Annotated in this window: 19 protein-coding genes; 18 read left to right on the top strand and 1 reads right to left on the bottom strand. The window is 52.6% G+C overall.

Annotated elements, in window-relative coordinates; translation table 11 throughout:
• Positions 1-4 precede the first annotated feature (4 nt).
• Both B9Z48_RS13020 and ubiA read left to right on the top strand, forming a co-directional pair.
• A complete protein-coding gene (locus B9Z48_RS13020) occupies positions 5-967 on the top strand; it encodes a LysR substrate-binding domain-containing protein (protein ID WP_089951940.1) in 963 nt (320 codons plus the stop codon).
• Positions 968-1,042: 75 nt separating this feature from the next.
• Positions 1,043-1,894, top strand: coding sequence for a 4-hydroxybenzoate octaprenyltransferase (ubiA, locus tag B9Z48_RS13015; protein WP_108379084.1), 852 nt, complete (start codon positions 1,043-1,045; stop codon positions 1,892-1,894).
• Positions 1,895-1,946: 52 nt separating this feature from the next.
• On the opposite strand, the gene proC is transcribed toward ubiA, so the two are convergent.
• Positions 1,947-2,771 carry a pyrroline-5-carboxylate reductase gene (gene proC, locus B9Z48_RS13010; protein ID WP_108379082.1) on the bottom strand — a complete coding sequence of 275 codons (825 nt, stop codon included), beginning with the start codon at positions 2,769-2,771 and terminating at the stop codon, positions 1,947-1,949.
• A 411-nt stretch (positions 2,772-3,182) separates the two neighbouring features.
• Between proC and rplN the strand changes: the two genes are divergently transcribed.
• From rplN to rpoA, 16 genes are all read left to right on the top strand, one after another.
• The gene (rplN, locus tag B9Z48_RS13005; RefSeq protein ID WP_089951934.1) at positions 3,183-3,551 is read left to right on the top strand and encodes a 50S ribosomal protein L14; all 369 of its coding nucleotides are present in this window, start codon (positions 3,183-3,185) and stop codon (positions 3,549-3,551) included.
• A 9-nt stretch (positions 3,552-3,560) separates the two neighbouring features.
• Complete coding sequence (rplX, locus tag B9Z48_RS13000) at positions 3,561-3,881, top strand: 50S ribosomal protein L24 (RefSeq protein WP_108378933.1); 321 nt, start codon at positions 3,561-3,563, stop codon at positions 3,879-3,881.
• A 2-nt stretch (positions 3,882-3,883) separates the two neighbouring features.
• Positions 3,884-4,423, top strand: coding sequence for a 50S ribosomal protein L5 (rplE, locus tag B9Z48_RS12995; protein WP_089952546.1), 540 nt, complete (start codon positions 3,884-3,886; stop codon positions 4,421-4,423).
• Positions 4,424-4,431: 8 nt separating this feature from the next.
• A complete protein-coding gene (rpsN, locus tag B9Z48_RS12990) occupies positions 4,432-4,737 on the top strand; it encodes a 30S ribosomal protein S14 (RefSeq protein WP_089951928.1) in 306 nt (101 codons plus the stop codon).
• A 20-nt stretch (positions 4,738-4,757) separates the two neighbouring features.
• On the top strand, positions 4,758-5,153 hold the full coding sequence (gene rpsH / locus B9Z48_RS12985; protein WP_089951926.1) for a 30S ribosomal protein S8: 396 nt from the start codon (positions 4,758-4,760) through the stop codon (positions 5,151-5,153).
• A 16-nt stretch (positions 5,154-5,169) separates the two neighbouring features.
• Complete coding sequence (gene rplF, locus B9Z48_RS12980) at positions 5,170-5,703, top strand: 50S ribosomal protein L6 (protein ID WP_108378931.1); 534 nt, start codon at positions 5,170-5,172, stop codon at positions 5,701-5,703.
• A gap of 11 nt (positions 5,704-5,714) precedes the next feature.
• Positions 5,715-6,080: a 50S ribosomal protein L18 gene (rplR, locus tag B9Z48_RS12975; protein ID WP_089951920.1), complete on the top strand. Its 366-nt coding sequence runs from the start codon at positions 5,715-5,717 to the stop codon at positions 6,078-6,080.
• Between the two features lie 17 nt (positions 6,081-6,097).
• Positions 6,098-6,616 carry a 30S ribosomal protein S5 gene (gene rpsE / locus B9Z48_RS12970; protein WP_019429274.1) on the top strand — a complete coding sequence of 173 codons (519 nt, stop codon included), beginning with the start codon at positions 6,098-6,100 and terminating at the stop codon, positions 6,614-6,616.
• A 14-nt stretch (positions 6,617-6,630) separates the two neighbouring features.
• Positions 6,631-6,813 carry a 50S ribosomal protein L30 gene (gene rpmD, locus B9Z48_RS12965; RefSeq protein ID WP_089951917.1) on the top strand — a complete coding sequence of 61 codons (183 nt, stop codon included), beginning with the start codon at positions 6,631-6,633 and terminating at the stop codon, positions 6,811-6,813.
• 10 nt (positions 6,814-6,823) lie between these two features.
• Positions 6,824-7,255, top strand: coding sequence for a 50S ribosomal protein L15 (rplO, locus tag B9Z48_RS12960; protein ID WP_089952544.1), 432 nt, complete (start codon positions 6,824-6,826; stop codon positions 7,253-7,255).
• A gap of 22 nt (positions 7,256-7,277) precedes the next feature.
• Complete coding sequence (gene secY, locus B9Z48_RS12955) at positions 7,278-8,597, top strand: preprotein translocase subunit SecY (RefSeq protein ID WP_108378929.1); 1,320 nt, start codon at positions 7,278-7,280, stop codon at positions 8,595-8,597.
• Between the two features lie 105 nt (positions 8,598-8,702).
• Entirely contained in the window at positions 8,703-8,816 is a 114-nt protein-coding gene (gene rpmJ, locus B9Z48_RS12950) for a 50S ribosomal protein L36 (RefSeq protein WP_011481465.1), read from the top strand.
• A gap of 24 nt (positions 8,817-8,840) precedes the next feature.
• Positions 8,841-9,206, top strand: coding sequence for a 30S ribosomal protein S13 (rpsM, locus tag B9Z48_RS12945; protein WP_019429278.1), 366 nt, complete (start codon positions 8,841-8,843; stop codon positions 9,204-9,206).
• Between the two features lie 18 nt (positions 9,207-9,224).
• Entirely contained in the window at positions 9,225-9,629 is a 405-nt protein-coding gene (gene rpsK, locus B9Z48_RS12940) for a 30S ribosomal protein S11 (RefSeq protein WP_019429279.1), read from the top strand.
• Positions 9,630-9,715: 86 nt separating this feature from the next.
• Positions 9,716-10,339, top strand: a complete 624-nt coding sequence (gene rpsD, locus B9Z48_RS12935; RefSeq protein ID WP_089951911.1) for a 30S ribosomal protein S4 — start codon at positions 9,716-9,718, stop codon at positions 10,337-10,339.
• A gap of 100 nt (positions 10,340-10,439) precedes the next feature.
• Complete coding sequence (gene rpoA / locus B9Z48_RS12930; RefSeq protein ID WP_089951908.1) at positions 10,440-11,432, top strand: DNA-directed RNA polymerase subunit alpha; 993 nt, start codon at positions 10,440-10,442, stop codon at positions 11,430-11,432.
• Positions 11,433-11,464: the final 32 nt, after the last annotated feature.

The raw sequence follows: 11,464 nt of genomic DNA, 5'->3' as shown, positions 1-11,464 counted from the left end.
TCCTATGACCCTGACCGAACTCAAATACATCGTGGCCGTGGCCCGAGAAAAGCACTTTGGCAAGGCCGCAGAGGCCTGTTTTGTGTCGCAGCCCACCTTGTCACTGGCCATCAAGAAGCTCGAAGAAGAGCTGGAGGTCAAGCTGTTTGAGCGCAGCGCCAGCGAGGTCTCGGTCACACCGTTGGGCGAAGAGATCGTGCGCCAGGCGCAAAGCGTGCTGGAGCAAGCGGCCGAGATCAAGGAGATTGCCAAGCGCGGCAAAGACCCGCTGGCCGGTACCATGCGGCTGGGTGTGATCTACACCATCGGGCCGTATTTGCTGCCCGATCTGGTGCGCCAGATCATCACCGACATGCCGCAGATGCCGCTGATGCTGCAAGAGAACTTCACCGTGCGCTTGCTGGAGATGCTGCGCACGGGCGAGATCGACTGCGCCATCCTGGCCGAGCCCTTTCCCGAGTCGGGTCTGGCGGTGGCGCCCTTGTACGACGAGACCTTCATGGCCGCCTTGCCGCTGAATCACCCGCTGGCCAAAGAAGCGTTCATCACCCCCGAGCAGCTGAAAAACGAAACCATGCTGCTGCTGGGCACGGGCCACTGCTTTCGCGACCATGTGCTGGAGGTGTGTCCTGAGTTTGCCCGCTACGCCAGCCAGACCGAGGGCATTCGCAAAACCTTTGAGGGTTCGTCGCTGGAGACCATCAAGCACATGGTGGCCGCAGGCATGGGCGTGACGTTGGTGCCGCGCATGTCGGTGCCCGAACTCAAGCCTGTGATCAAGCGCTCGGGTGGACGGCACGATGCGCCTGTGCGCTACCTGCCCATCGTGGACCCTTTGGGGGCTAAGCCGCCGACCCGGCGGGTGGTGCTGGCTTGGCGACGCAGTTTTACCCGCTATGAAGCCATTGCTGCCGTACGCAATGCCATTTATGCCTGTCCCCTGCCGGGTGTCACGCGCTTGACCTGATCTGTCTGTGATGTTCGCCTCCTTGGCCTTTGCAGACGACTCAGGGTGAAGCATTTGGGCGAAGATAATCTGAGCATGATCGACAAACTCAAGCTTTATCTGGATTTGATCCGGTGGAATCGGCCTGCGGGTTGGCTCTTGTTGCTGTGGCCTTCGCTGGCCGCCTTGTGGGTGGCAGCCGAAGGTTTTCCTGGTTGGCATCTGGTCATGGTCTTTACCCTGGGAACCATCCTCATGCGCAGTGCAGGGTGCTGCATCAATGATGTGGCTGACCGTGACTTTGACAAGCACGTCAAACGCACCGCCAATCGACCAGTCACCAGCGGGCGTCTCAGCACCCCAGAAGCTTTGATGGTCGGCGGGGTGTTGGCGCTGTGTGCATTTGGCTTGGTACTGACCACGAACCGGGCCACCATCGCCTGGTCATTTGCAGCGTTGGCTGTGACCTTGGCTTACCCTTACGCCAAACGTTTTGTGGCCATGCCCCAAGCGGTGCTGGGAGTGGCTTTCAGCTTTGGCATTCCCATGGCCTTTGCCGCGGTGCAAGGTGAGGTGCCGCCATTGGCTTGGGGCTTGTTGTTGGGCAATTTGTTTTGGGTGCTGGCCTACGACACCGAATACGCCATGGTGGACCGGGACGACGACTTGAAAATTGGCATGAAGACATCGGCCATCACCTTGGGAAATTGGGATGTCCCGGCCATCATGGGCTTTTATGGAACCTATTTGATCATTTGGGCGTGGCTACTGTCCGGTCTGGCCCAGCGGGCATGGTTTTGGTTGGCATTGGCGGTTGCTTTGATTCAAGTGATTTGGCATTACTTTTTGATCCACCAGCGCAGCCGTGAGGGGTGCTTCACGGCTTTCAAGCAGAACCATTGGCTGGGTTTGACCCTGTTTGTGGGGGTGGTATTGGCACACCTGTGAGCGCTGGTGACACAGGGGGTCAAACCCGAAGATCCCAGCGCATCAAGGCAGATCAGGCCTTGCCGAATTCGTCACCCAGCTCGCGTGCTCGCACTTCGGCGGCTTGCATGGCTTTGACAAAAGAGGCTTTTACGCCGGAGTCGTCCAGCGATGTGATGGCGGCATAGGTGGTGCCTCCTTTGGAGGTGACCCGCTGGCGCAGCACTTCGGGCGATTCAGTTGATGCTGCAGCCAAAGAGGATGCGCCTGAAAAAGTGGCCACGGCAAGTTTGTAGGCCTGTTCAGCGCTCAGTCCCATGCCCACCCCTGCCTGCGTCATGGCTTCAAGGAAGTAAAACACGTACGCTGGACCCGAACCGGACAAGGCGGTGACAGCATCAAGTTGCGACTCTTGCTGCACCCAAAGGTGCTGACCCGTGGTACCAATGACTTGTTCGACCAGACTTTTGTCCTGCGAAGTGACCGATGGGCAAGCGAACAAGCCCGTGACGCCTTGACCAATCAAAGCCGGGGTGTTGGGCATGCAGCGAACAACACGTTCACTGTGGGTCCAGCGACAAATGCTGTCCGTGCGAATGCCAGCTGCGACAGACAAGTGCAATGCACCTTGAGTGTGTGGAGTGACGGGGATGGCCGCTTCGAGGAAGACCTGGGGTTTGACTGCCCAAACCACCAAGTCGGCCATGGCCAAAGTTGATCCTGCAGAGGTCAAGGCGGTGATGCCGTAGTCTTGCATCAGCTTGGCTGCGGTTTCAGAAAAAGGCTCAATGACGGTGATTTGAGTGGGCTGCAGACCTTGGCGCAGAAGACCGCCGATGATGGCACTGGCCATGTTGCCGCCACCAATGAATGCGATGTGAACAGGGGAGGGGGACAAGGTGAACTCCAATGTGATGCGGTGAACTCAAAAATGCAGAAGTGCTCCAACAATTGTCGCTGTGAACGAAAGAGGAGATGTCCAAAATTGAGAGGGAGAGAAATTTTAGGAGAGCGATTTGGCGAAGTTGAATACGCAAGTGATGGTATTTCGAGGAAAAAACCAGGAGAACAGTGTGCACAGGACTGGCGGACGTCAAAAAAGAGGCGTGAGCGTGGTTTTTTTAAAAAGATGCTTGCGTAATGCAAATTTGTGGGAGATAATTTAAGACTTCGCTTTTGAAAGAGCGCAAGTATCTGCCCAAACTGAAGCATTGCGAGTGGTTCGCAGTGTGAATGACGGGTCCAAGACTGATTCCTGTTTGTTGGCTTTGGGGCTGGCAGATAAAGAATACAAGTTGGGAACAAAGAAATGATCCAGACAGAAACTCGGTTAGATGTAGCCGACAACACCGGCGCCAAGTCCGTGCTGTGCATTAAGGTGCTCGGCGGGTCGAAGCGTCGCTATGCAAGTGTTGGCGACATCATCAAAGTGAGCATCAAAGAAGCCGCTCCACGTGGTCGCGTCAAAAAAGGCGAAATCTACAGTGCAGTGGTGGTCCGTACAGCCAAGGGCATTCGCCGTGGTGATGGCTCGCTGATTAAATTTGATGGCAATGCAGCAGTTTTGTTGAACGCCAAATTGGAGCCTATTGGCACCCGCATCTTCGGACCAGTCACGCGTGAACTGCGTACTGAGAAGTTCATGAAGATCGTGTCCTTGGCTCCTGAAGTACTGTAAGGACGCGCCATGAACAAGATTCGCAAAGGCGACGAAGTCATCGTCATCACAGGTCGTGACAAAGGCAAGCGTGGCACCGTGTCACTGCGTGCCAGCGATTCGCACTTGTTGATTGAAGGTATCAACCTCGTCAAAAAACACGCCAAACCCAATCCCATGAAGGGCACAACGGGTGGCATCATCGAAAAGGCCATGCCAATTCACCAATCCAATGTGGCGATCTTCAACGCTGCAACCGGTAAGGCTGATCGCGTGGGCATCAAGCTGCAAGCTGACGGAAAACGCGTTCGCGTTTACAAGTCCAGCGGCGAAGAAATCAAGGTGGCATGAGCATGGCACGTTTGCAACAACTCTTCCGTGAAAAAATTGCTGGTGAATTGACGGCCAAGTTTGGCTACACATCACCGATGCAAGTTCCTCGCATCACGAAAATCACCTTGAACATGGGTGTCTCTGAGGCAGTGGCTGACAAAAAAGTCATGGACCACGCCGTGAGCGATTTGACGAAAATTGCAGGTCAGAAACCTGTGGTGACCAAGGCCAAAAAAGCGATCGCGGGTTTCAAAATCCGTGAACAGCAGGCCATCGGTTGCATGGTGACACTGCGTGGCGTTCAGATGTATGAATTCCTGGATCGTTTCGTGACCGTTGCTTTGCCACGTGTTCGTGACTTCCGTGGTATCTCTGGTCGTGCATTCGATGGTCGTGGTAACTACAACATCGGCGTCAAAGAGCAGATCATTTTCCCTGAGATTGAGTACGACAAGGTGGATGCCTTGCGCGGTCTCAACATCAGCATCACCACAACGGCAAAGTCTGATGAAGAGTGCAAAGCTCTTTTGACAGCTTTCCGCTTCCCCTTCAAGAACTGAGGTGTCACGTGGCTAAAGTAGCTTTGATCGAGCGCGAGCTCAAGCGTGAAAAACTGGCGGCCAAATTCGCGAAAAAATACGCCGAATTGAAAGCCATCGCCAACGATGCCAAGCGCAGCGATGAAGAGCGTGCAGCTGCCCGTTTGGGCTTGCAAAAGCTTCCGCGCAACGCCAACCCGACCCGCCAACGCAACCGCTGTGAAATCACCGGTCGCCCACGCGGTACGTTCCGTCAATTTGGTCTGGGCCGCGCCAAGATCCGTGAATTAGCCTTTGCAGGCCACATTCCGGGCGTGACCAAGGCCAGCTGGTAAATCGGCAGGAGAGATACAACATGAGCATGAGTGATCCTATTGCCGATCTGTTGACCCGCATCCGTAACGCACAAATGGTGTCAAAAGCCAATGTGATGGTTCCTTCATCCAAAGTGAAGGTTGCTATCGCACAAGTGTTGAAAGATGAAGGCTACATTGACGGTTTCCAAGTCAAAACCGAAGGTGGCAAAGCCACCCTCGAAATTGTCCTGAAGTACTACGCTGGTCGCCCAGTGATTGAGCGCATCGAGCGCGTCAGTCGCCCTGGTCTGCGTGTATACAAAGGCCGTGAAGATATTCCGCAAGTCCAAAATGGCTTGGGTGTCGCTATCGTCACCACACCTCAGGGTGTGATGACCGACCGCAAAGCGCGTGCAGCCGGTGTCGGCGGCGAAGTGCTGTGCTACGTCGCTTAAAGGCAGGAGAGACTGAATGTCCCGAGTAGGAAAAATGCCTGTGACCATCCCCGCTGGTGTGGATGTGTCAATCAACCAAGATCAAATCAGTGTGAAAGGCACGGGTGGTCAATTGTCCATCTCCGCCAACACACTGGTGACAGTGAACAACGATGGCGGCAAGTTGAGTTTTGCCCCTGCCAATGATTCACGTGAAGCCAATGCCATGAGCGGAACCATGCGTCAGCTGGTGAACAACATGGTAACCGGTGTGACCAAAGGCTTTGAAAAGAAGCTGAACCTGGTCGGCGTGGGTTACAAAGCGGCTGCCTCAGGTGCCAAATTGAACCTCGCTGTGGGTTATTCACACCCCGTCAACATCGACATGCCTTCGGGCATCACCGTGGCGACCCCAACCGCGACCGAAATCGTGATCAAGGGTGCAGACCGTCAACGTGTTGGCCAAGTTGCTGCTGAGATTCGTGCTGTTCGTCCACCTGAGCCCTACAAAGGCAAAGGCATCCGTTATTCGGATGAGAAGATCACGATCAAAGAGACCAAGAAGAAATAAGGAGCTGCATCATGATGACCAAGAAAGAGCAGCGTCTGCGTCGTGCACGCCAAACTCGCATCCGCATTGCACAGCAAGGCGTGGCACGTTTGACAGTGAACCGCACCAACCTGCACATCTACGCCAGCGTCATTTCTGGCTGTGGCACCAAAGTGTTGGCCAGCGCATCAACTGCCGAAGCCGAAGTGCGCACAGCGTTGGGCGCAACTGGCAAAGGCGGCAATGCCGCTGCAGCAACAGTGATTGGCAAGCGCATTGCTGAAAAAGCAAAAGCTGCCGGCGTTGAGAAGGTCGCTTTCGACCGCGCAGGTTTCGCTTACCACGGTCGTGTCAAGGCTTTGGCCGAAGCAGCCCGTGAAGCAGGTCTGCAGTTCTAAACGGATCGGAGTTACAAATGGCTAAATTTACAGCAAAACCGCAGAGCGACGGTCCTGAAGACGGTCTCCGCGAGAAGATGATCGCGGTCAACCGCGTGACCAAGGTGGTCAAGGGTGGCCGTATCTTGGGTTTCGCAGCGTTGACCGTCGTCGGTGACGGCGATGGCAAAGTGGGCATGGGCAAGGGCAAGTCAAAAGAAGTGCCCGCTGCCGTGCAAAAAGCGATGGAAGAAGCTCGTCGCAACTTGGCCAAAGTGCACTTGAAAAATGGCACGATCCACCACGCAGTGCATGGTCACCATGGCGCAGCCCGCGTCATGATGGCTCCAGCGCCAAAAGGTACCGGCATCATTGCTGGCGGCCCAATGCGCGCTGTGTTCGAAGTGGTGGGTATCACCGACATCGTGGCCAAGAGCCATGGTTCGTCCAACCCCTACAACATGGTTCGTGCCACATTGGACGCTTTGTCCAACTGCACAACAGCTTCCAACGTGGCTGCCAAGCGTGGCAAGTCGGTTGAAGAGTTGTTCGGCTGAACTGGAGATCGAACATGACGACACAATCTACCGTGAAAGTCCAATTGGTTCGCAGCCCAATTGGCACCAAAGAGTCACACCGCGCCACAGTGCGTGGCCTGGGCTTGCGCAAGCTGAATTCTGTGAGCGAGTTGCAAGACACGCCCGCAGTGCGCGGCATGATCAACAAGATCAGCTATCTGGTCAAAGTTCTCTAAGAGGCGAATGATGGAACTCAACAGCATCAAGCCCGCAGAAGGCTCCAAGCACGCTCCTCGTCGCGTGGGCCGTGGAATCGGTTCCGGTTTGGGTAAAACCGCCGGCCGTGGACACAAAGGTCAAAAGTCACGCTCTGGCGGATACCATAAAGTGGGTTTTGAAGGCGGTCAAATGCCTTTGCAGCGCCGTTTGCCAAAGCGTGGTTTTAAATCACACCTGCTGAAGTTCAATGCAGAAATCACATTGACAACCTTGTCCCGTTTGGACATGGCCGAAGTGGATGTTCTGGCATTGAAGCAAGCTGGTTTGGTCTCTCAAATGGCTAAAGTGGTCAAAGTTATCCATACAGGTGAATTGACCAAAGCGGTCAAATTGACAGGTATTGGCGCAACAGCCGCTGCAAAAGCAGCGATTGAAGCAGCTGGCGGCTCTTTGGCCTGAACTTAGATTGACGAGAAATACAGTGGCAACCAGCGCAAACTCATCAGTAAAAGCAGACAAGTTCGGTGACTTGCGTCGTCGATTGATCTTCTTGCTTCTTGCGCTGGTCGTCTACCGGGTTGGCGCACACATTCCTGTACCTGGCATTGATCCAGACCAACTGAAACAGTTGTTCAACGGTCAGCAAGGTGGAATTCTGAGCTTGTTCAACATGTTCTCAGGTGGTGCACTGTCTCGTTTCACGATTTTTGCGCTGGGCATCATGCCTTATATTTCTGCATCGATTGTGATGCAGTTGTTAACCTACGTTCTTCCTGCTTTCGAGCAAATGAAGAAAGAGGGTGAGGCTGGCAGAAGAAAGATCACGCAATACACGCGATTCGGAGCATTGGCTCTAGCTGTATTTCAGTCATTCGGCATAGCTGTGGCTCTTGAAGCATCTGCAGGTTTGGTGATCAATCCTGGTTACGGTTTCAGAATGACAGCCGTGGTGAGTCTGACAGCCGGAACCATTTTCTTGATGTGGCTTGGTGAGCAGATCACAGAGCGCGGTCTTGGTAATGGCATTTCGATCCTGATTTTCGCAGGCATTGCTGCTGGTTTGCCAAGTGCATTGGGTGGCTTGTTTGAATTGGTACGTACCGGTGCGATGAATCCATTGATCTCCATGATGATCGTGGTTGTCATTGGCTTGGTGACTTACTTTGTGGTGTTTGTGGAAAGAGGCCAACGGAAAATATTGGTCAATTACGCTCGCAGACAAGTCGGGAACAAAGTTTATGGTGGTCAGTCTTCGCATCTGCCATTGAAATTGAACATGGCAGGCGTGATCCCTCCGATCTTTGCTTCTTCAATCATCTTGTTGCCAGCGACAGTGATTGGGTGGTTCAGTTCTGGCTCATCTGAAAACATCGTTGTTCGATTCTTCAAAGATGTGGCCAGTGCATTGACTCCAGGTCAGCCAATCTACGTCATGCTTTATGCTGCTGCGATTGTGTTCTTCTGCTTTTTCTACACAGCCTTGGTGTTCAACAGTCGTGAAACGGCTGACAACTTGAAGAAAAGTGGTGCTTTCATTCCCGGGATTCGTCCAGGTGATCAGACAGCAAAGTACATTGACAAAATTTTGCTCCGCCTGACGGCTGTGGGTGCTGCGTACATCACCTTTGTGTGTTTGTTACCTGAGTTCTTGATTCTGAAATACAATGTTCCGTTTTACTTTGGCGGAACCTCACTTCTGATCATTGTGGTGGTCACGATGGATTTCATGGCCCAGGTGCAGAACTACCTGATGTCACAGCAGTACGATTCACTGTTGAAAAAAGCAAGCTTCAAATCTTGATGAATAGATGCACTGAAGGTAAAGAACCCTGAGTCTTGTACACAGGGAACCCATTTAATGCCTGTACCAAAAAGTGCAGGTGAAGATAAGTTTTAGGAGAAAACCATGAGAGTTTCGGCTTCGGTGAAAAAAATTTGCCGCAACTGCAAAATCATTCGCCGTAAAGGCGTTGTTCGTGTGATCTGCACAGATCCACGTCACAAGCAGCGTCAAGGCTGATTGACTTAGTTTTAGAGGACGAAAATGGCACGTATCGCTGGCATCAACATTCCGCCGCACAAACATGCTGAAATTGGCTTGACAGCCATTTTTGGTATTGGTCGCACCCGCGCTCGACAAATTTGCGAAGCTTCTGGCATCGCTTATTCGAAAAAGATCAAAGATCTGACGGACGCTGATCTTGAAAAAATCCGCGATCAAATCGCAGTCTTCACCATTGAAGGTGACCTGCGCCGCGAAACAACCATGAACATCAAACGTTTGATGGACATCGGTTGCTACCGTGGATTCCGTCACCGTCGTGGCTTGCCAATGCGTGGTCAGCGTACACGTACCAATGCACGTACTCGCAAGGGTCCGCGCAAAGGCGCCGCGGCTCTGAAGAAATAAGCAGATTGAGAGACCATCATGGCTAAAGCACAATCCAACAGCGCATCACAACGAGTTCGCAAAAAAGTCCGCAAAAATATTGCTGACGGCATTGCACACGTTCATGCTTCTTTCAATAACACCATCATCACGATCACTGATCGTCAAGGCAATGCGTTGTCTTGGGCGTCATCAGGTGGACAGGGTTTCAAGGGATCACGAAAGTCAACTCCCTTTGCTGCCCAGGTTGCATCTGAAGTTGCCGGTCGTGCTGCTCAAGAACAAGGTATCAAAAACCTCGACGTCGAGATCAAAGGTCCAGGCCCTGGTCGTGAATCTTCGGTTCGAGCTTTGGGTGCTTTGGGTATTCGCATCACATCCATTGCCGATGTGACGCCAGTACCTCACAATGGATGCCGCCCTCAAAAGCGTCGTCGTATCTAATTTCAATCAAAGCCCACCGCCAGGCGCTGCTTGCAGCGCCTGGCTCCCGCATTTCTGATGCGGTAGTTGCATAAAAGGAAAATCAAGTGGCACGCTACCTCGGCCCCAAGGCCAAACTCTCTCGCCGTGAAGGCACTGACCTGTTCCTCAAGAGCGCTCGTCGTTCGATTGCAGACAAGTCAAAATTTGACTCCAAGCCAGGCCAGCACGGTCGCACATCCGGTCAGCGCACCTCTGACTACGGACTTCAATTGCGAGAAAAGCAAAAAGTCAAACGCATGTACGGCATTTTGGAAAAGCAATTCCGCCGTTATTTTGCAGAAGCAGATCGCCGCAAAGGCAACACAGGTTCCAATCTGTTGGCCCTGTTGGAATGCCGTTTGGATAACGTGGTTTATCGCATGGGTTTCGGCTCGACACGTGCTGAAGCGCGTCAAATGGTTTCTCACAAAGCCATCACTGTCAACGGCCAATCAGTGAACATTCCTTCATACCTGGTCAAGGCCGGTGATGTGATCGCTGTTCGCGAAAAGTCCAAAAAGCAAAACCGCGTCGTTGAGGCTTTGCAATTGGCTCAACAAGTGGGATTGCCTGCTTGGGTGGAAGTCAATGCAGACAAAGCTGAAGGTACCTTCAAAAAGGTGCCTGACCGCGATGAATTTGGTGCCGATATCAACGAATCGTTGATCGTCGAACTGTATTCACGTTAATTCGTTGTTTCAATCGTTCCCGACGCACAAGGCATTGTGTGTCGGGTGCTCCATCAGCCTTACCGGTGTAACGAACCGGGGGTATTGAGAGGAAGTCTGAATGCAAACCAATCTGTTGAAACCCAAAGCAATCCAAGTCGAACAATTGGCCAACAACCGTGCCAAAGTCACGTTGGAGCCTTTCGAGCGCGGTTACGGTCATACGTTGGGTAACGCTCTGCGCCGTGTCTTGCTGTCTTCAATGGTTGGCTATTCTGCCACTGAAGTGACCATTGCGGGTGTGGTGCATGAATACTCATCCATTGATGGTGTTCAAGAAGATGTTGTGAACATTCTTCTGAACTTGAAAGGTGTGGTTTTTAAATTACACAATCGTGATGAAGTAACGCTGAGTTTGCGCAAAGACGGTGAAGGTGCCGTGACTGCAGCAGATATCCAGACACCGCATGATGTTGAAATCATCAATCCGGAACATGTGATCGCTAATTTGTCACACGGCGGCAAGCTGGACATGCAAATCAAGGTCGAAAAAGGCCGTGGTTATGTTCCCGGCAGCATGCGCCGTTTTGCTGATGAGCCCACAAAGGCTCTTGGTCGCATTGTGTTGGACGCCTCATTTTCTCCGGTCAAGCGTGTAAGCTATACCGTTGAGAGTGCACGTGTCGAACAACGCACGGATCTCGATAAGCTGGTCATTGAAATCGAGACCAACGGAGCCATTTCCGCAGAAGACGCCGTTCGTTCTTCTTCTAAGATTTTGGTTGAACAGCTTGCAGTTTTTGCTCAACTTGAAGGCAGTGAACTGTCTGCATTTGATGCACCCGCTGCGCGAGGTGGTGCTGGAAGTTTTGATCCAATTTTGCTGCGCCCAGTTGATGAGCTTGAATTGACTGTTCGCTCGGCCAACTGTCTCAAAGCAGAAAATATTTATTACATCGGCGATTTGATTCAGCGTACTGAAAATGAATTGTTGAAGACACCCAATTTGGGTCGTAAATCATTGAATGAAATCAAGGAAGTTTTGGCTTCTCGTGGTTTGACTTTGGGCATGAAGCTCGAAGCTTGGCCACCAGCAGGCCTGGATAAACGTTGATTGAATGAATTCCCGGAGCGATCTGGGTTGTG

Origin of the sequence: Limnohabitans sp. WS1 (genome assembly GCF_003063265.1) — a bacterium.
GTDB lineage: Bacteria > Pseudomonadota > Gammaproteobacteria > Burkholderiales > Burkholderiaceae_C > Limnohabitans_A.
This window is presented reverse-complemented; position numbering and strand designations above follow the sequence as displayed.

What these genes read in the sequence shown, in the direction of transcription:
- B9Z48_RS13020 (WP_089951940.1), top strand. Translation starts at nt 5, where the DNA reads ATGACCCTGACCGAACTCAAATACATCGTGGCCGTGGCCCGAGAAAAG.
- ubiA (WP_108379084.1), top strand. Translation starts at nt 1,043, where the DNA reads ATGATCGACAAACTCAAGCTTTATCTGGATTTGATCCGGTGGAATCGG.
- rplN (WP_089951934.1), top strand. Translation starts at nt 3,183, where the DNA reads ATGATCCAGACAGAAACTCGGTTAGATGTAGCCGACAACACCGGCGCC.
- rplX (WP_108378933.1), top strand. Translation starts at nt 3,561, where the DNA reads ATGAACAAGATTCGCAAAGGCGACGAAGTCATCGTCATCACAGGTCGT.
- rplE (WP_089952546.1), top strand. Translation starts at nt 3,884, where the DNA reads ATGGCACGTTTGCAACAACTCTTCCGTGAAAAAATTGCTGGTGAATTG.
- rpsH (WP_089951926.1), top strand. Translation starts at nt 4,758, where the DNA reads ATGAGCATGAGTGATCCTATTGCCGATCTGTTGACCCGCATCCGTAAC.
- rplF (WP_108378931.1), top strand. Translation starts at nt 5,170, where the DNA reads ATGTCCCGAGTAGGAAAAATGCCTGTGACCATCCCCGCTGGTGTGGAT.
- rplR (WP_089951920.1), top strand. Translation starts at nt 5,715, where the DNA reads ATGATGACCAAGAAAGAGCAGCGTCTGCGTCGTGCACGCCAAACTCGC.
- rpsE (WP_019429274.1), top strand. Translation starts at nt 6,098, where the DNA reads ATGGCTAAATTTACAGCAAAACCGCAGAGCGACGGTCCTGAAGACGGT.
- rpmD (WP_089951917.1), top strand. Translation starts at nt 6,631, where the DNA reads ATGACGACACAATCTACCGTGAAAGTCCAATTGGTTCGCAGCCCAATT.
- rplO (WP_089952544.1), top strand. Translation starts at nt 6,824, where the DNA reads ATGGAACTCAACAGCATCAAGCCCGCAGAAGGCTCCAAGCACGCTCCT.
- rpmJ (WP_011481465.1), top strand. Translation starts at nt 8,703, where the DNA reads ATGAGAGTTTCGGCTTCGGTGAAAAAAATTTGCCGCAACTGCAAAATC.
- rpsM (WP_019429278.1), top strand. Translation starts at nt 8,841, where the DNA reads ATGGCACGTATCGCTGGCATCAACATTCCGCCGCACAAACATGCTGAA.
- rpsK (WP_019429279.1), top strand. Translation starts at nt 9,225, where the DNA reads ATGGCTAAAGCACAATCCAACAGCGCATCACAACGAGTTCGCAAAAAA.
- rpoA (WP_089951908.1), top strand. Translation starts at nt 10,440, where the DNA reads ATGCAAACCAATCTGTTGAAACCCAAAGCAATCCAAGTCGAACAATTG.